Consider the following 17913-nt stretch of genomic DNA (forward strand, 5'->3'; position numbering starts at 1 on the left):
AATGCTGCCGAAAAATCCAAGGTCAAGTCAAAGATTTAGCTACCAAACACATTTGCTCTACTATCGAAACCTTGCGATGGCTTGAGGGTGCCGGACAGCATCCAGGATTGACACGGTTGTCTCAGGTGTGGCCTACATCCCTATGTGAGCTGGCCACGCGGCCGGTGGCATATTGCCAGCTGTGGGGCGGCTACAATTGTGTTTTTTCATTTTTCAACCGTCGTATGGGGACCTTGGCACACAGGTATCTTCCTGGATGTGAACCTTCCCAGCTTGCTGGCGGACGGAAACCTACCGGCGTTCGCGGCTCAGCATCGCGTCACTTATCGAATATTTACATCGGAAAAAGATAAGGCGAGAATTTCATCTCATCCGGCTTTCAAGAAAGCGCTCGAGTACGTCACTTTTGAGCTGATTGCTTGCCCCGTAGAAGGAAGCAGCGATCCCATCGGAATGCATCATCAGCTATGGCGTCGAAGCATTCAGGATGCGCGCGACGCTGGCGCGATGATCCTCTTCGTTCCGCCTGACGTTACGTGGTCGAACGGTGCCTTTCGCCACGTTGCCGATCTGGCCACGTCGGGTAAGAAGGCGATCTTCATTACCTATATGCGTGTCGTCTCGGAGACATGTGTTCCCGAGGTTCGTGAGCGCTATCTTGCGCGAGACGGTGTCACAATCGATGTGTCGTCGCGACAGCTTGTCGAAATGGCATTCCAGTATATTCATCCGCTGACGCTAACCTATCTGCGGGAAAGTCCGAACTTTCCAATTCACCCAGAATTCATCCTGTGGAGGGTTCCGGGCGAAGGATACGTGATGCGCGTTCTCGTCCGGGAAATGTTTGCATACGATCCACGGGTCGTGCTGCTCAATGAACAAGCGCTGCCAGCGCATGAGCTCGATCCGGAGTTGACGCATTTTATTACCGATTCGGATGACTTGTTCGCGTTGAGCTTTGCTCCGCTGATGAAAGACGTCGACTGGTTCACCTCGCCGCAGAAGCTCGATGCCGTTACGATCGGAAGCTGGTGGTTGCGATATGATAGCCCCGCCAACGATACAGTTTCCGCGCTTTACTACCGAATACATCTGGGTGAGCGAACGCCTGAGTTATGGCGGCGGATTGAGCGGCAGTCGGACATCGTTATGTCTCGGCTTATCGGTGCACGAGAAATTTTGCGTGTCATGCGGGCGATGCCGCAGGATCGCATGGCCATGGCCCGCCGCGTGGTCGCCGCTGCCTTGGTTCAGACGCGAGTCGCGCAGCTCGTTCATTACAAAGATCCGGTGACGATTATCGTTCCCTCCGGCGCCGAAATGGTGCGCTGGCTTTTTGATAACGGCGCACGCTATCTGAAGAGTGGCGCGGAGAACGGCCTTGCGAACTTGTTGCTTGACCATGTTATTGTCGGCACCGTCGACTTGACCGTGCAGGAAGATAGAACTTTTACGACGATGCGCGGCAATTCTCGGCAGTTAAGTTGGCAGCGTGGCGTGCCACACATCGATGGCGTGCCGCTTCAAACCCGGCCGGTTTTACTGGAACAAGATTGGGGTTATCTAGTCGGTCGTCATGCTCTGATGGCTGAGGGGGTTCTGCCGCGTGTTCAGCCGGACGCCATCGACGATCCGCAGCCTAGGCTCATATGACGGTCCGGCGCCGCTAGGCCGATCTCAATGCTATGGCGGTTGTCTCTCTGGGCCTTCTCATTTTCTTTCGCGGAAGAGACGTCCGTCTCTGGAGGCGGGCGGGCCCTTTCGACGGCTCATTGCGCTAGCGCACCCCGCAGGGTTTAACCTGCGCCTCTCATATCGTCGCGAAGCATCGCTTTATATTTGGAGGTCGCAGAAGCTATTAGCCCTGCAAGTGTTTGCGCGATCGGAGTATCCTTTACGTCCGGTCGGTCCTTGAGCCAGTCCAGCAGTTCAAATGCATATTCGACCTGACCGAATGCTTCTGCAAGCGCCGCAAGTTTGAGTATGCGTGGCAAAGGAAGTTGAGCGGCGTTATCGTCGCTAATCGGATCGCGCAAGTAAAGAGCATGCCCTTCGATCAATTGGCCCCACGACGAGGTTAGCTGTCCCACGCCGGGCTGCATGATCTTCAGATGCTGTGCGGCGATCGGGGACGCAGATCGGCCGATATAGTGATGCGCGAGCAAGTCGAAGAAAGTAAAACCGCGTTGACGCAGCAGACGATCGGTATCGGCGAAAAATGGCCTGTCCTTGTACGATTCAACGAACGCAACTTCGATCAGCACGCCCAGCACCGTATCGAGGAGCGGGCCGGCGCCATCGAGAATCTCATGTTCGGCGCCTTGGACGTTAAGCTTTAGGAAGTCGATGCTAGTCGTCCCGGTTTGGCCGGACCAATCAGCGAGGCTGACGACCGTCATGTCCTCCTCGCCGATAGGAAAGAAAATTTCTGCGGCCAGGCTTATCTGGTGCGGATTTTCGAACTTCCAGCGGTCCGTGACAGATCGATTCTGCGGCAGAAACGAGCTGCCTCCGCCGGCTTTGTTGTGCTCAAACTTGATCGTGCCTGAGGATCCCCAAAGCCCGGCCGGTACGAATTGCCATTCGATTCCGCCGGGGCCCGGCGTCGAGTTGAGGCGAGCGGCCTCCGCCTGGTCGGGCTCGAAGCCAACAAACTTCATGCGGCTTGGCGGAAACGGGCGCCAGCGCAGGTCGCGGTCGACTTCGCGCGCGCCGCCGTCAACGACAAGAAATCTATCATCTTGAGGAAGAAGTTCCAGAATTCCAGGTAGTAAGACCAACTCATCGCGACGCTGATAACGGGAAAGTTGCGCGTCGGCTTCGCGCGATGCAGACCCTGTCTGTAGCGACGAAACCGGTGTGTTGCCCTGTGTCAAAATATAGAGCTGGGACCGCGCCACGGCCAATTCGGCGCCGACGTTGTGAAGTTGGGCTTTCAGTTGTTTGTTCTCTGCAATGAGATCGCGAACGCCTAGAAAACGCGAAACAAAATCTTTCAGTGCCATAGAAACGTCCCCAAACTCTAAACTATGTTGACCATGAACGATGTCGACTTCCCGTGCAACTCGCGCGGCATCGATGCGGGTGTGCGATACCGCTAGTGCGCCGGCTCGATGTATGGGTACTTGTCGTGTGACTAGCGCCTTCAAGGCGGTTGCATCCGCCCATTCTATTCATATCGCCCCCGTCCGCGGGAGGTTGCGTCGCAATACAACCAGTGGTAGCATTAAAAAGCTTATGTCAACGATAAGCAAGAGCAAGTGTCTCGATAGCGTGCTATTTTATGGAGTTAGTGTTGGCCGGTCGGATCGACGGAAGTAACGCTTGTTGTCGCAGTCATTGTTAGCATTCGGCGCTCGCATCAGCAGTGTCGTATCGCGTCGAAAGTTCGGTAAGCCGGCCGGCCTTCTCGGCTTGATTGGGGGCATCTCACTTTCGCTAGCGGTCGCCTGCGTGGCGACGTTTACCTACTTATTCATTTGCGAAGTCTTGGTGAGAATATCGACGCATAGTTTATTTCGCTTTCAAGATTTCAGAAACGATCGGGTTCAAAGTCCCACGACCAACACGGCCATCGATTACGACCCTGTCGTTGGTTGGGTTATGAAACCGGACCACTCGACGGCCTACACAAGTTCGCCGCCATACACCGTGAACACGTTAAAGTACGGGCTGCGCTCTAACGGCGAGCCGTTTTCGGAATTGCCGAGCGGAGGCGTGTTGGCGGTAGGGTCATCGTTTACGGCAGGTTCAGAAGTCTCCGATGTGGAGACTTGGCCCGCCCAATTACGGCGGATGCTTAATCTGCCGGTCTACAACGGCGGTGTCGGCGGTTACGGTGCGGACCAGATTATTCTGCGCGCCGAACAGCTCATGCCGCTACTTCGGCCAAAAGTACTCATCGTCGATTTGTTGGCCGATAATATTCTTGGCGTAACCTATTCGTCCTACGGTCGTCCCAAACCGTATTTTTTGGTCGAGCATGGTGCGCTCGTAGCTCACAATCAACCCGTACCCAAGGTCGAGCAAGACCTCGAGGGCGGTGATGCCAAGCACTGGTTTGCGCATTCGATTGTTGTCAGCCGCTTCATGGAAGCGTTCTTTAGCGACTGGTGGTTCGCTGGCCGAAACTCAAGCTTCTCTCGGACAAGCGGAGATGAGGTCGAGATTACGTGCAGGTTGCTCCATCGTCTCAAGAAGAAGACCGATGAGGGTGGGGTTCGACTAATTCTATATCTGCAGTTTGCCGGATCGCACATTATCGGCGGGCTGTCGGAACCACCGCATGCGGCGTTGGTACACGAGTGCGCGCAGTCTCTCGGAATCCAGACGGTCGATGAATTCGGTGCGCTGGCCGCCATATACCGCGGAAATGCTAATGCGCTGCGCGAGAACTATGTCAGAAAGCCGGATGGCTCGACCGGACACAAATCTCCGCTCGGTAATGGTGAGGTCGCTCGAAGAGTCGCGGCCGCGCTGTTGGAAAGTCCGCAACTCGACCACGACGCGGCAGCCGTTGCAGACTACGCGGACACGACCGAGAAAGAGAGCGCGGTAGGGCCATATCGGAATTTCTTTTCTGACTCCGAGAGTATCCCGAATTCGGACCGTCCCGGTTCGATCGTCAGCCTGACTTGCGTTCGCGGTTTCTGGCCGCTGGTTCGTACCTATCGTCTCGCGGCGTCCGGGCCGCCAGGCGAGCATTACTTCGCGGTTGATGGCATCGATCTAAGTCCAGGCTATGTGAGCGCCTCATTGGAGGTCAAGCCGGACCAGTCCGGAAAATTTCGAGTCCAGTTATTCGGGCCGAATAGTCAAGGAGCGGTCGCCGACTTCGATCTCGCAAACCGCGAGTCGGCAACGATACGCTTGGGTAAGGTGCGTAGCATTAGCAGTGGAGTGGAGGCGGCCGGTTTTGGTTGGTACCGCGCTTGGCTGACTTTTTTCTCTCCGGTGGGTGGGCGAGGGGCCTTTATCATTCAACTGGCGGAGCCGTCCGGCAGATATGATTTTGCGGCGGCCAGGGAGTCGGTCTTGATTCGCAAGATACAGATCACAAAGGGGCGTTCTGTGCCTGCCTACCAAACGGATGTTCCCATCGTTCGCCGAGTACGTGCGGCGGCCTGTATGTAAGTAAAACGTCGCAGTCTAAAACTCGAAATATATGAACTTCGTTGAGGCCCCCTGGCTTAGCGTCATCGCCACCGCCCAAAGTACGAGCACAAGCGGCAATACCACGGCCGGCCGCAGCCGGCGCGCGACGACGTAGATGTGCCGATGGTCGTCGAAAATGTGCAGAGCTGCGAAGATCGCGAGCAATATTAGGACAGAGAGATTGGCGCTGGCATAAGCGACAGCGCCGGACCAATTGCCGACGAAGGGAGCGGAAAGAATTTGGAAGGCCTTACTCAGCGTGGGCGCGCGGAAGAAGACCCATAGCAGTGTTACGAAATGAAAAGTTAGGAAGATAGCGATCATCCGCGGCATTTCGAGGGGCCTGCCGCGGCCAAATACACCGCGCATGAAATGCACGAACGCGAGGCCTACGCCGTGCAGGGCTCCCCAAATTACAAATGTCCAGCTCGCGCCATGCCAGAGGCCGCCAAGCACCATTGTGATAAAGAGGTTTACGTAAGTCCGGATCCGACCCTTCCGGCTCCCGCCGAGCGGGATATAAAGGTAGTCGCGTAACCAGAACGATAGCGTGATATGCCAGCGCCTCCAGAAATCGACCGGCGAAACCGAGATGTATGGGCGCAAGAAGTTGTTCGGCAATCGTATGCCGATGAGCAACGCGAGTCCGATGGCCATGTCCGTGTAGCCACTAAAATCGCAATAGATCTGTGCGGAGAATCCATAAATCGCTAAAAGCGCCTGTGCTGCGCTAGGAGCCGCGTCTGCCGAGTAGATGGGGTCGACGAAGCCGCTAATCGTATCAGCAAAAACGAGCTTCTTGACCAAGCCCACGGTGAAAATCAATAAGCCGATATAAAAGCGCGCGTGGAGCGCGGGGCGCTGATGTTCGAGCTGCGGTACGAGCTCCACAGGTCTTAATATTGGGCCAGCAATGAGATGGGGAAAGAAAAGTAGATAGCCTGTCGATGTCGATAGTGAGGGAATGCGTGGATAGCGGCCGCGAGAAATGTCGACCACGTAGGCTGTCAATGTGAATGTGATGAAAGAGACGCCGAGAGGCAGCGGCAGGTTTAAAATAGGTCCCTTGAGGCCGAAGATCGGACCAAGGATGTCGCCGTAGACGAAGTCCGTATATTTGAAGAATACGAGCGGCAGAAAAAGCAGGATAATAGTTATGGCGAGTCTGCGTCTTTGTCCCTCAGGACGCTTGCAGCTTTCGATCCATAAGATGCCGCCATAAGCGATTGCCATCAACAGATATGGCAGCCAGACGTAACTTGCTTTCCACCAAGCGTAGAAAACCGTACTGCCGACGATAATAAGTAAAATGCGCCCTTTGGGCGGCGTAACGAGATGGACAAAAAAATAGGCAGCAAAGAACAGGAGGAACACCGGCGAGCTGAACAGCATATTCCACCCGCCGGGCCGGCTCTGTTATCGAGATCTCACGTCCTTACTGCCATGTCGTCTAGCGCCAGATTTCCATCGGTACCGGGTAATCGCGGCCGCCCTCTTTAATCTGCCTTGCCATGATCATCGCCTGTTCAATGCAGTCGTCGATATCGAGGCCGTAACGGTAGCTGCCATTTCGCCCGATCGAGTACACGTGGTCCGGCATCATCTCGAAGTACTTGCTCGCAAGCGCAATGTCCTTCTTGAACGGCAAGGGATAGTGGCGGCCATTCAACGAAGGAATCTCCATACCGATCAGCGTGGTCGGAGACTTATGGTGCGTCATTTTTTTATACTCGACCAGTCGCGTGAACTGCTCGTCGTTGGCGTAATAGAGAAAGTAAACATGCTCAGGGAAAACATGTTCGGTCGGAAAAACAATCTTATGGAAGTCACGGCCGATATACTTCAGCTCGCCGTGGCACTTGTCGAAAATCTCGTCCGGTGAAATGGCGTTCACGATCACGTCGAACGTCATCTTCTCGCCTTTGAGCCAGACCGTGCGGTTTGGAATGTCGTACCGCTCGATCTTGGTGTTGAGCAGCACCTTTACGCCCTGCACGGCATAATCGAAGTACTTGTTGTAGCCGTCTTCGGCGTAGGGATAAGCCGACATAGCAGTATCCCAGGCGGCGCGGGGGCCGCTTTTGATGGTCACGCCCTTTGGTGACCAGTTGAAGGTGTCGATCTTCTTGCAGTCGTCGACCAGCCACATCTTTTTATTGTAGCCGTCGATGAACTTGTCGAAGAGCGTCTGGCCGACCGAGCCGATCCAATAGGCTTCCAGGTCTTTGGCGTTCTCGACGCCGACCGCATTCTTGCGTTCTTCTGCGATCTTGTCCCGGTCCGGCATCTTGGCGATGTCGTCCTCGTGAATGGGATAATTGTAAAAGGCGTTGTCACGCTCGACGTAAGTGATGAACTGGTGATCGGCGCAGGACCGCAACGGCACGATCGCGTCCATGTAGTCGTAGACGGCGCGATTCTGCGTCAGAAAATGCCTCGGGCCGAACGTGTAAGGATGGCCGCCGAACCAGTTGGTACGCACGCCGGCGCCCAGAAAAGGGGCCGCTTCCACCAGCAGCACGTCCCAGCCTCCCATCATGGTGAGGTGGTGGGCGGCTGCACAACCGGCGACGCCGCCGCCGATAACGAGAGCTTTTTTCAAGGATTTTCACCTAATGACGGGACAAGGCCGCGTGCCATTTCGCATATGAATCGTCACTTTTCAAGTCCCGGCCGGGCCATCGCAGGAAAGGATGGTTCCGACGGCCACGAACGAAGTTGCGGCTGGCCACACGGGCAAGAGGCCGCTCATCTATCTATGCGCTCCGATCAGTCTATTCCTGTTGATGTGAAACCACAGGGCGAAAGCGTCGTAAGGCGTAACTGTAATCTTGCAGGTCAATATCTCTTCGGCCCCGAATAGTCGCATGTCGCTACCTTCGCCGAGGGTCAGGGTAGGTACCGTGGCCGGCTCTAAGGACACTTCGTAGAATACGCGCCAGATCGGAGCGAGGCGGGCGAAGCCTAGATCGAATTCGAAGCGGGTGAAGTAACGTACCTGCTCGGCGTTCAGTTCGAGCGATAGTTCCTCATTCAATTCGCGAATGAGCGCTTGTTCAAGGGCCTCGTCCGGCTCCACGCCGCCGCCAAAACAGCCCCAGTGATCGGGAAAGAAAATGCCGTGTTTGCGGTCGCGCAACTGAAGCAGATAACGGTCGCCGATCGTGATGATCGCCGCGACGGCGTTGTCCGGTGTCAGCGCGGTCGTGCGGTCAAGGCGGGGGTCGTCCGTCAGTCCACTCAAAGCGATGACTCCGGGCTCGTAGTAGGCTTGCCCTGCACGCGAAAGCTAGGCCCTGTGAACAAGTTCGTCGTATTGTTTCAAAATGTCGTCGACGTTGCCAATTGCGCGAATGTGGCCGGACTCCATGAGTGCGGCCTTGTTGCACATGGAGCGGATCAAGTGGTTGGAGTGGCTTGCGAGAACGACAATGCGACTGCGGCCGATAAACTCTTCCATGCGCTTGGCGGCTCGTTCGGCAAAGCGCGCATCGCCGGCGCCAATGCCTTCGTCCATGAGTAGAATTCCCGGGTGCATGGCAGTTGCGAAAGCAAACCCGAGGCGGAGGACCATGCCGGATGAATAGGTCCGAATAGGCAGGCCCATGTATTCGCCGAGTTCGCTGAATTGCTCCACATCGGGGATGATCGTTTCGATGCGCTCGCGGCTAAGGCCGAACAAAAGGCCTGCGGTTATAATGTTCTCGTAGCCGGTATCTTCGGGATCTAGGCCCGGTAGTGTGTCGAACAGCGGTGTGATGTCGCCATCAACAAGTAGGCGCCCGGACACTGGCTGATAGACACCTGCCAGGACGCGGAGCAATGTCGACTTGCCTGCTCCGTTATGTCCCACGAGCCCAAGCCGGTCACCATCGTTCAGGGTGAACGTGATGTCCGTGAGCGCCTTGACGACGACGCGGTCGTTCTTCTTGGCGTCTCGCTGAACGAAGCCGCCGGTCGCGCGTTCGAACAACGCCTTGCGGAAACTACGTTGTGCTCCGTAGATGGGAAAGTCGACGTTGACGTTTTCGAGAACCAGCGCGGACATCGTTCTTCTCTCAGAGCCAATAAGGAATGCGTTTGCGGAATTTGGAATAAAGGATGTAGGTCACCGTCCAGCCGGCCGCGGTGATTATTGCGACGGCGATCCATGAATTCAAACGAGGCGTTTCACCGAGCAGCGGGTCGCGTACGATTGAGATCAGATGATAGAGTGGATTAAAGCCTACGAAGATGATGCGGCGAAATCCGCTCAGATTGTCTGCGTGCCAGAAGATCGGTGTGACGAACATCGATATTTGAACGATCGTCTGGATGATCTGCTGGATATCGCGGAAACGCGCGGTTATGAGGCCGATCAGAAGCGTTATCCAGATGGCGTTCAGCAATACGAAGGCCATGCCAGGAATGGCGAAAATTATGATATTAAAAGTAATCTTCTCGGGCGCAAAGATCAGAAATATGATCGCATAGATACTCATGTTATGGGCAAAGACGATCGCATTGCGCCAGACCAAAGCGTAGACGAGAAGCGAATACTCGAATTGCTTTTGGCGAAGTAGCGGCGCTCCGGCTATGAAAACCGAGCCGGATTCCGTGAGGATGCTCGACATCATCACCCAGACGATCATTCCCGAGGCCAGAAACGGAAGGTACTCGTGGGTATTCTTGCTCAGAAGCCCAGAGCCGACGGTTCCGAGCACGACGACGAACACAAAGAGGCTGACCGAGGTCCAGAAGGGGCCAATGAGGGTTCGCTTGTAGCGGCGCCTAATTTCGAGCCAGCCGAGCCGTCCCCAGAGGTCCCATTTCCAAATGCCGTGCCAGAGGTCTTCTCCTGCGCTTAGCGCCAGCGGCCTCAGGTTGGCCGTCGCCACGGTCGGTACGGTCATCTTCAAGTCCTTAAACAGCAATAATCGGAGGGTGACTTGCATATTGGACCGTCCAGTGCAAGCGGTAGCGGCGTTGGCGCTCGCGTCCGCCCATCCAGATTTCGCCGCCGTTCGAAAGAAAGTCCTCAGGAGATCGTTCGTCCGCGCCATCTCGCAGGGCCGGTCTCGCGTCGCCGCCGAAATGACCTCTGGGCGGTTTCAAAAGCACCCTAGCAAGGGCCTTTTTGTGGGAACCGTGAGCGTTGACTTTTGGGCATGGTGGCCTATACAGCAGCGTTATCCTTCCATTGAAATTGTGGCGAATCCGGAACGTCTGCGTTTGCATTTGGCGGCAGGACAAGCGGGCGGTAGCTTGTGCTTTCATGAGCCTCTTGCGGCTGTGCGTCTGCGGCTGAGCTATCTACTTTAAGACAGCCATTGGACCTCTTTACGCTCACCCTGATGCTTGCCGCCGGCGTGATGCATGCCAGTTGGCATGGTCTGGTGAAGAGCGGCGCTGACCAGGTGATCAATCTCGCCGGTATGGGTCTTGTCGCGACGGTTTGTGCCGCAGTTGTTCTGCCGTTTGTACCGGCGCCGCCGGTGGCCGTCTGGCCTGTGCTCGTGGCGTCGGTCATTCTTCATAACGGTTACAAGGTGTGTTTAGCCTGGGCCTACAAACGCGGCGATCTGGTGCAGGCGTTTCCGTTGGCGCGCGGTGCCGTGCCGCTGTTCGCAACCGCGATCGGCTTTGTCGCCCTCGGTCAGGTGCCGAGTTTCCGGCAACTTGGCGGCATTGCGCTGGTCTCGGTTGGCATTCTGCTTATGAGCCTCGAGTCCTCCCGTCGCGCATTCAATGCTCCGCTGTTCACGGCGACCGCAGGCGCGGGTTTGGCTGTGGCGAGCTACTCCGTTCTCGATGCGTTTGGTACGCGTTTGTATGGCGACTGGCTTGGATTTACGGCTTGGTTGATTGTTTTCGACAATCTCACTTATCTCGGCTTAAGTCGCGCCATACGGGGCCCGGCCTTGTGGCCAAACCTCCTGCGCCTGCGGGTGCGGATACTTGCTTCGGGCGGCCTTGGAGTGGCATCATTTGTCGTGTTTCTGTGGGCGCTCAGTCGCCACGCGGTCGGATCGGTGTCGGCGGTCCGCGAGACAAGCGTCCTCTTTGCCATGCTGATAGGTGCTCTCGTTTATCATGAGCCCTTGTCGCCGTGGCGGGCCGTAAGTGGTATATTGGTCGTTGCCGGGATCGTGATGATCGCCGTCTGGAAATAGGAGTTCGGGCGCAGTCATGCTCGATGTGGGAGATGACCTGCGACGGGTCTGGGCGCACGGCTATTCGATCGCGGAACTGTGGGGAATGAGCGAGCCGGTGACGCGCGGTCGCTCCGCCGTCGATCAGCCGCATATCATAATGTGGGGTATTCTTGGGATCGTCGAATACCAGGTCGACAAGGGCGCCGGACACCAATATCTCCGCGAACGACTCTCGAAAAGCGATTGGATCGCCATCGGCTACCCCGAGCCGAAGACGGCGACATCCCGCTTGGCAATTGTACCGCGTATTCAGAACGCAAAGTTCGGCCGCAAGAATTCGGCGATCGGGGACGGCGCGTATAACTTTGTCGAAGCGCGCATTCTGCATTCGATCTTATTTAAGGAACTGACCGCGGACCGATAGGGCTGAGCTTTTTGAATTGCCGAGGCCTTTGTCCAATTTACAGGCGGATGTCGTTGATATGAAGATACTGCTCTTTGTCCGGTCGCTCGGCATCGGCGGCACCGAACGCCAGGTCGGCATTCTTGCGCGCGGCCTTGCGGAACTCGGACATGACATCATCCTTGTCCAATTCTATCCTAGTGGAGCGATGGCGGCGTCGCTTGCCGGGAGCAAGGTGCGGCTGGTGACAGTGGGTAAGACGGGCCGATGGGACATCCTCGGGCCTCTGTCGCGATTGCGCCGGCTGTTCCGCACCGAGCGCCCGGACGTCATTTATGCGTTCCTACCGATGCAAAATGTCTTGGCCGCCCTGTTGAGAGTGGGCTCAACGCCGGCGCGCTTAATTTTCGGTGCACGCGCCAGCGGTATGCGGCTCAGTCACTATGATCGTCTTTCTGCGATGAGCTATCGTGCCGAGGCTTGGCTATCCGGCTGCGCGGATCTCATTATTGCCAATGCCGAGAGCTTTCGGGCAGATGCCGCAGTGCGCGGTTTTCGCAATAAAAAGATCGTCGTCATCCCAAACGCGATCGATACTGAGGTCAATCGGATCGATCCGGGTGCCCGCAACAGGATGCGAGGGGTTTGGGGTGTCGATCCCGAAGTGTTCGTCATCGGTATGGTCGCCCGCTTAGATCCAATGAAGGATCATCGCAATTGTCTGCTCGCCGCGGCGGATTTTACGAAGCGCAATGGCCCGGCAAAGTTCGTCTTTGTCGGCGACGGCCCGGCCGCCTACCGAGCGAAATTGTTGGCGATGGCGGGCGATCTTGGTCTCTCGGATAGCGTCGTTTTCTCGGGTGAGCAAAACGATGTCATGGCAGCCTACAACGCTTTCGACGTGAGTACGTTATCCTCGGCCTTCGGTGAGGGCTTTCCAAATGTCGTTGGTGAGGCGATGGCTTGTGGAACGCCAGTTGTAGCAACCGACGTTGGCGACGCGCGGCTGATCGTCGGCGATCTCGGTATTTTGGTGCCACCGAACAATCCGCGCGCCTTGAGCGATGGGTGGAAACGAATGCGCGAACGGATGAACAAGCATCCCGAGCTTCGCCAGCAGGTTCGAGAGCGAGTTATGACGCAATATGGCGTCGATCGCCTGCTCAAGCAGACGGAAAGTATTCTGGCGGAGACGTTCCGCAGTAACTGACTGACGGGCGATGGTCTACAAGTCGCGGAACATGCAGCGGCGATAGCTATTCCTAGGCGGCCCTACCGGTCGGCTCGTCGGGGCGCTGGTTCTGATTGACTTGGCGAGGCATTCTGCGACGCATTTGCCGCACCTGCCTGGCAAGCTCTTCGGTTTCAAACTGCCGATAGCGTTCAGCCCACCGATTGACCAGTTCTGGTTCATAAAGCGACGTTGGTCGGTCCATTTCAAAACTCTTTCATGCGCTGTTGAAGCTTACCGGGTAAACGCTACGGACGGCTTAACGATCCCTTGTAAGCAGTCCCGCTTACGAGATTTTGATCAACTGAGCGCAGTATGCGGAGAGCGTTGGATTGTATTAAGGCTCTCGCGTGTTGCGAGTATGACTAACCGGTAACGAATTGTAGACGGCTGCCGCGAATCGGCAGAGCGGGCGGTAGCGATCGGGGGCCGGTCTTATATTCCCTGACACGCAGTGCCGAGCGCGTCTTAAAGCCACTGCTCGCTGAACTGACGTTTATGGCAAATGGCCGGACAGCGGGCCTTTTGCTGTGGGGCAAGGCCCGTATCATCCCGAGGAGGGTAGGAAGGCTGCTTCGCGCCGCCACAGCGCCACATACTCGGCCGCGATCTTCTCAAGGGAAAAGTTAGCGATGACCCGGGCACGATCGGTGGCGCCGATGGTGGCGCGCCTTTCGGGAGTGAGCGCCAGGAATTCGATGGCCTTCTGTGCGAGTGCGGCACTATCTCCGACCGGCACAACGCGAGTCGGATCGCCGAGGATCTCGCCGCAATCGCCCGCGTCGGTGGTGATCGTGGGGACGGCGCAGGCCATGGCCTCGCCGAGCACGTTCGGAAATGCCTCGGCCGAGGAGCTCGAGAGCATGATGTCAAAGCCCGGCAAAAGCCGGGCGACGTCGGCACGCTCGCCCAAGATACGCACCCGGTCCTGCGCCGGCTGGCTCGCGATCAGTCGCCTCAGCGCCGGATTATCGGGATCGAGCTCGCGGCCAATCACGATAAGATACGCGCGCGGATTAGCGCGGGCGATCGCCGCAAATGCGGCGAATAAGGTCGGATAGTCTTTGTAGGTACGGAAATTCGCGATGCGGCCGACGATTGCGGCATCCGTTGGCAGGCCGAGTTGCGAGAGTAGTGCGGCGCGCGCCGCCGGGTCCGGCTGATAGGCTTCGGTATCAAAGCCGTTGGCAATGATCACGCGCCGCTTACGTGAATAGCCAAGTCGTTCGTGGTCTTCAATGGCGCGGCGCGAATTGTAGATGATCACGCGGGGCGAGCCGCTGAGTGGCGTGCCGAGAAGGATCGTCAGCAAAGTTAGAAACGATTCGTCGCGCAGAGATCCGATCGACTGGCGTATGTTCCAGAGAACGGGGACAGGCGGACGACGGGCACTGGCGGCAACGCTGGCGGCGATGTTGCCGTGGTACATCCAGCCCTGGACGAGGTCGGGCATTACAGCGCGTACGATCTGCCTGATCTTGCCGATGCGCAGCGCCGCGCTGAAATTGCGTCCGGCGCCGAGAAAGTGGACAGGAATGCCGGCGTTCTTGAGCTCGGCGGCGATCGCGCCGCCGTCGATCATCGAGACGACGCTGTGTTCGATCTCACCGGCGGTGGCGCGTACGACCTTGCTGAGCATCGTCTCCGCGCCGCCGGCCATCAGATTGGAGATCATGTGCAGCACTTTCGGGCGTGCAGTCATGAGACGCCCGCGCCCCACCGCTCGCGCCAAGCCTCCAGCATCAGCACGTCCCATAGCGGATACTGCCAATTGAAGTTGCCGCTGAGGTGCTGGGTCCAGGCGTTGCGCACGCGTGCCACGTCGAGGAGGCCGGCCTCGCGCAGCCGCTGCTCAGACAGGAGCGCCTCCGCCCAATCGCGTAGGGGGCCGCGCAGCCATTCGCCGAGCGGGATGCCGAAGCCCATCTTCGGCCGCTCGATCAGTTCGGCTGGCACGTGCTTGTAGAGGATCTGCCGCAGCGGCCATTTGCTCACGCCGCTGCGGATCAGCTTGTCGCGCGGAATGCGCCATGAGAATTCGACGACGCGATGGTCGATCAGCGGTACGCGCGCTTCCAGCGCCACCGCCATGCTGGCGCGATCGACCTTCGTGAGGATGTCGTCCGGCAGATAGGTGGCGATGTCGAAGAACTGCATGCGTTCGAGGAGACCGCCGAAGTCCTTTTTGGCGCTTTCATCCCACAAGACGCCCTTGGGCTCAGGCACGTCGGGCATCAGCGCCGTCGGCTCCCAATGCGTCACCAAGCGCCGGTAGAAAGCGTCGGCATCCGGCAGCGCCAGGATCGAGGCCAGCTTGTGCATTTTGTCGCCGGCCTGCCGCACCCTGAGCGGGGTCGGCAGTCGGTCGAACAGGTTCGAGCATAGCTCGGCGGGAATGGCGCGCATCGCGGCCGCGGCGGCCCGGCGTAACGGCATCGGCAGCATTGACAGATTGCCCCAATGGCGCTGCGCGAAGGTGTAGCGCGTGTAGCCGCCGAATAGCTCGTCGCCGCCGTCGCCGGAGAGCGCGACGGTGACGTGTCGCCGTGTCATCGCCGAGACGAGATAAGTCGGGATCTGCGAGGAGTCGGCGAAGGGCTCGTCGTAGTATTCGGGCAGTTTTGGGATGACGTCGATCGCTTCCTTCGCCGTCACCGTCAATTCGGTGTGCTCGGTGTGCAGATGGCGTGCCACTGCGGCGGCATGTTTGGACTCATCGTAGCCGGCGATATCGAAGCCGATCGAATAGGTGCGCACCGGGCTGGCGTTGGATTCCTGCATCAACGCCACGACGGTCGACGAGTCGACGCCGCCAGACAGGAATGCGCCGAGCGGTACGTCGGCCACCATCCGGCGCCGCACCGCGTCCTTGAGCAGTGCTTCGAGTTGATCGACCATCTCGTCGTCGCTCGTATCGAGCGGATTGGCGAGCCCGGCCCGCGCGACCGCACGGGCATCCCAGAAGCGGTTGATCTTCGGCTCGCCGCCCCAGGGCAGCGTGAGGATGCTTCCCGGCTCGAGCTTGTAAACGCCTTGGTAGATTGAATGCGGCGCGGGGATGTAGTTGTGGCGGAGATAAGCTGCGATCGCCCCGCGATTGAGCTGCGGCGACCAGCCGGCATGGGCGCGTAGTGCTTTCAACTCGGACCCGAACAGGAAGAGGCCGCCGAACTTTGCCCAGTATACCGGCTTGATACCGAGCCGGTCGCGGATCAGCGTCAGGGTGCGCTCGCGCCGGTCCCACACGGCGATGGTGAACATGCCGATCAACTTGGGTACGGTCGCTTCGATACCGAAAAGCGCGAACGATTCCAGCATGACCTCGGTGTCCGAATGGCCGCGCAGCTTGATGCCGCGCGCTTCGACCGCTGGTCGCAAATCCTGGAAGTTATAGATCTCGCCGTTGAATATGATCACATAACGGCCGTCGGCGGAGACCATCGGCTGGTGACCGGCCGGGCTCAAGTCGACAATCGACAGGCGCCGGTGGGAGAGAGCGATGCCGCATTCGGCGTCGCTCCAGACGCCGTAGTCGTCTGGGCCGCGGTGGGCGATGCTGTCGCCCATCGCCTTTGCGTCGCGCTCGAGCTGGTCCTGAGAAACACGCGCCGAAGTCAGCACGCCTGCGATGCCGCACATGGTCCGTTCGCGTCCGTCCGCGACTTCAGATCGCGCCTAAAACAAGCGTTCTGCTTAACGTCTACCGGCGCCTTTCACAACTGCAAAGACGGCTGTAGGCCTGCTGTCAGGTCGCCGATGGCGGAAAAGGCCGCATTCTTTCGAGCAAGGCGCCGACGGTTGTTGCCGCAAGCACGATGAGGAGCGGTTCGAGCGGCAGGCGGTAGCGCAAGGACGCGATGGTCACAACGTGGACGAAAGTGAAATAGCCGATGAGGATCAGGAGCGGCGCGAACCGCCGCCACTGGCGCCACTGCCACACCGCGCCAATGAGCGCCAGCAGCAGCACCGGTCCAAAGCTGAGGGCGCTGATCAGCGCGTAGACGCCGCGGAACTCCGCGGTATTGGGGACGATGTTCCACAGCCGCACGAGTTTCATCACCGCCGCCTCGACGAAGAGGTCCGGATGCGCCTTGATGTAGCTCGTTGCTCTGTCGCTGAAGGCGCGTTGTCTTTCGACCTCGTTCGGTATGGCCAACAGGCGCGAAGCGACATCAGGCTCGACGTCGTGCGCCCAGTCGATGCCGGCATCGGTATTGGCTGGATTGTTGCCGAGATAGAGGTTCTGCGCGCTGCTGGTAGTGAAGGGAACGAAGTGCCCCAGCACCGCGGCATTACGGATCCACCATGGGCTGAGCAGCGCAGCGTATAGGCAGGAGGCGGTCAGCAAAGTCGTTATGGCTCGCCGCCAGTTCGCCGTTGCGATCCAGCCCGATAGCGCCAGCAGCACCGGCGGCAGCACGGTCAGCGTCGCCTTGGTCATCGTCGCCGCCGCGAAACATAGGCTGGCGAGAGCGAGCATCTTGTCGATGCGCGCGCCGCGGTCCTGCCATGCATACAACGCGGCGATGCCGCCTAGCAGCATCGTGTTGAACAGCGTCTCGCTGAGCAACAGGCCCTGATAGAACACGAAGAATGGATAAATGGCGGTGACACACGTTGCGATAAACGCCGCGGCCTCTCCGCGCGCGACACGCCGTGTGATGGACGCGATGAGCCCACATTGAATGAGCAGCAGTGCCGTCTGCGCGAAGCGGATAGCGATGATCGCCTTCGGCAGGCCGAGCATCCAGACCCATGGGGCGAAGAACAACGCTGCACCCGGCATCTCCCAGGCGCGATCGGTGCCGACCCAAAATTCACCCGTCGCCGCGAGTTTGACCGCCGAGGCGAGGATGCGCTGCTCGTCCGGAAAGACCGTTGCGGCCGGAAAATAAATCAGGTTGACGGCGATGCATGCGAGCAGGCATGCGACGTAGGGCAGGATTCGATACAACAGCTTTGGCTTCATCGAATCGGCCACACGGTCCGCA

14 protein-coding genes are annotated in these 17913 nt (G+C 58.2%); 5 read left to right on the plus strand and 9 right to left on the minus strand.

From position 1 onward, the window contains the following. The first annotated feature begins 198 nt into the window (after positions 1-198). Positions 199-1653, plus strand: a complete 1455-nt coding sequence (locus tag DW352_RS00090) for a hypothetical protein (protein WP_162826668.1) — start codon at positions 199-201, stop codon at positions 1651-1653. A 143-nt stretch (positions 1654-1796) separates the two neighbouring features. Here DW352_RS00090 and DW352_RS00095 read toward each other — a convergent pair whose 3' ends face one another. Beyond that, the gene (locus tag DW352_RS00095) at positions 1797-3005 is read right to left on the minus strand and encodes an FkbM family methyltransferase (RefSeq protein WP_115687372.1); all 1209 of its coding nucleotides are present in this window, start codon (positions 3003-3005) and stop codon (positions 1797-1799) included. Positions 3006-3324: 319 nt separating this feature from the next. Between DW352_RS00095 and DW352_RS00100 the strand changes: the two genes are divergently transcribed. Beyond that, positions 3325-5133, plus strand: coding sequence for a hypothetical protein (locus DW352_RS00100; protein WP_162826669.1), 1809 nt, complete (start codon positions 3325-3327; stop codon positions 5131-5133). Positions 5134-5148: 15 nt separating this feature from the next. Here the strand turns inward: DW352_RS00100 and DW352_RS00105 are convergent, their stop codons facing one another. From DW352_RS00105 to DW352_RS00125, 5 genes are all read right to left on the minus strand, one after another. Next, positions 5149-6546, minus strand: a complete 1398-nt coding sequence (locus tag DW352_RS00105) for an MBOAT family O-acyltransferase (RefSeq protein ID WP_115687376.1) — start codon at positions 6544-6546, stop codon at positions 5149-5151. Between the two features lie 58 nt (positions 6547-6604). Further along, positions 6605-7756, minus strand: coding sequence for an FAD-dependent oxidoreductase (locus tag DW352_RS00110; protein WP_115687378.1), 1152 nt, complete (start codon positions 7754-7756; stop codon positions 6605-6607). 150 nt (positions 7757-7906) lie between these two features. Then, on the minus strand, positions 7907-8398 hold the full coding sequence (locus DW352_RS00115; RefSeq protein ID WP_162826670.1) for an NUDIX domain-containing protein: 492 nt from the start codon (positions 8396-8398) through the stop codon (positions 7907-7909). A 45-nt stretch (positions 8399-8443) separates the two neighbouring features. Then, positions 8444-9202: an ABC transporter ATP-binding protein gene (locus DW352_RS00120; protein ID WP_115687382.1), complete on the minus strand. Its 759-nt coding sequence runs from the start codon at positions 9200-9202 to the stop codon at positions 8444-8446. Between the two features lie 10 nt (positions 9203-9212). Next, entirely contained in the window at positions 9213-10046 is an 834-nt protein-coding gene (locus DW352_RS00125; RefSeq protein WP_162826671.1) for an ABC transporter permease, read from the minus strand. A 417-nt stretch (positions 10047-10463) separates the two neighbouring features. On the opposite strand from DW352_RS00125, the gene DW352_RS00130 reads away from it, so the two are divergent. From DW352_RS00130 to DW352_RS00140, 3 genes are read left to right on the plus strand one after another with little or no spacing between them, the layout of a single operon-like run. After that, on the plus strand, positions 10464-11306 hold the full coding sequence (locus DW352_RS00130) for an EamA family transporter (protein WP_162826672.1): 843 nt from the start codon (positions 10464-10466) through the stop codon (positions 11304-11306). Between the two features lie 16 nt (positions 11307-11322). Beyond that, a complete protein-coding gene (locus tag DW352_RS00135) occupies positions 11323-11712 on the plus strand; it encodes a hypothetical protein (RefSeq protein ID WP_115687388.1) in 390 nt (129 codons plus the stop codon). A gap of 58 nt (positions 11713-11770) precedes the next feature. Continuing rightward, positions 11771-12901 carry a glycosyltransferase gene (locus DW352_RS00140; RefSeq protein WP_115687390.1) on the plus strand — a complete coding sequence of 377 codons (1131 nt, stop codon included), beginning with the start codon at positions 11771-11773 and terminating at the stop codon, positions 12899-12901. A gap of 568 nt (positions 12902-13469) precedes the next feature. Here DW352_RS00140 and DW352_RS00145 read toward each other — a convergent pair. The 3 genes from DW352_RS00145 to DW352_RS00155 all read right to left on the minus strand — a co-directional run bounded on the left by DW352_RS00145 (position 13470) and on the right by DW352_RS00155 (position 17903). Then, positions 13470-14597, minus strand: coding sequence for a glycosyltransferase (locus tag DW352_RS00145; protein WP_162826673.1), 1128 nt, complete (start codon positions 14595-14597; stop codon positions 13470-13472). 23 nt (positions 14598-14620) lie between these two features. Beyond that, entirely contained in the window at positions 14621-16561 is a 1941-nt protein-coding gene (gene asnB / locus DW352_RS00150) for an asparagine synthase (glutamine-hydrolyzing) (RefSeq protein ID WP_115687394.1), read from the minus strand. 106 nt (positions 16562-16667) lie between these two features. Further along, the gene (locus tag DW352_RS00155; RefSeq protein ID WP_115687396.1) at positions 16668-17903 is read right to left on the minus strand and encodes an ArnT family glycosyltransferase; all 1236 of its coding nucleotides are present in this window, start codon (positions 17901-17903) and stop codon (positions 16668-16670) included. Positions 17904-17913: the final 10 nt, after the last annotated feature.

The sequence above is a fragment of the Pseudolabrys taiwanensis genome, assembly GCF_003367395.1.
Classification (GTDB): domain Bacteria; phylum Pseudomonadota; class Alphaproteobacteria; order Rhizobiales; family Xanthobacteraceae; genus Pseudolabrys; species Pseudolabrys taiwanensis.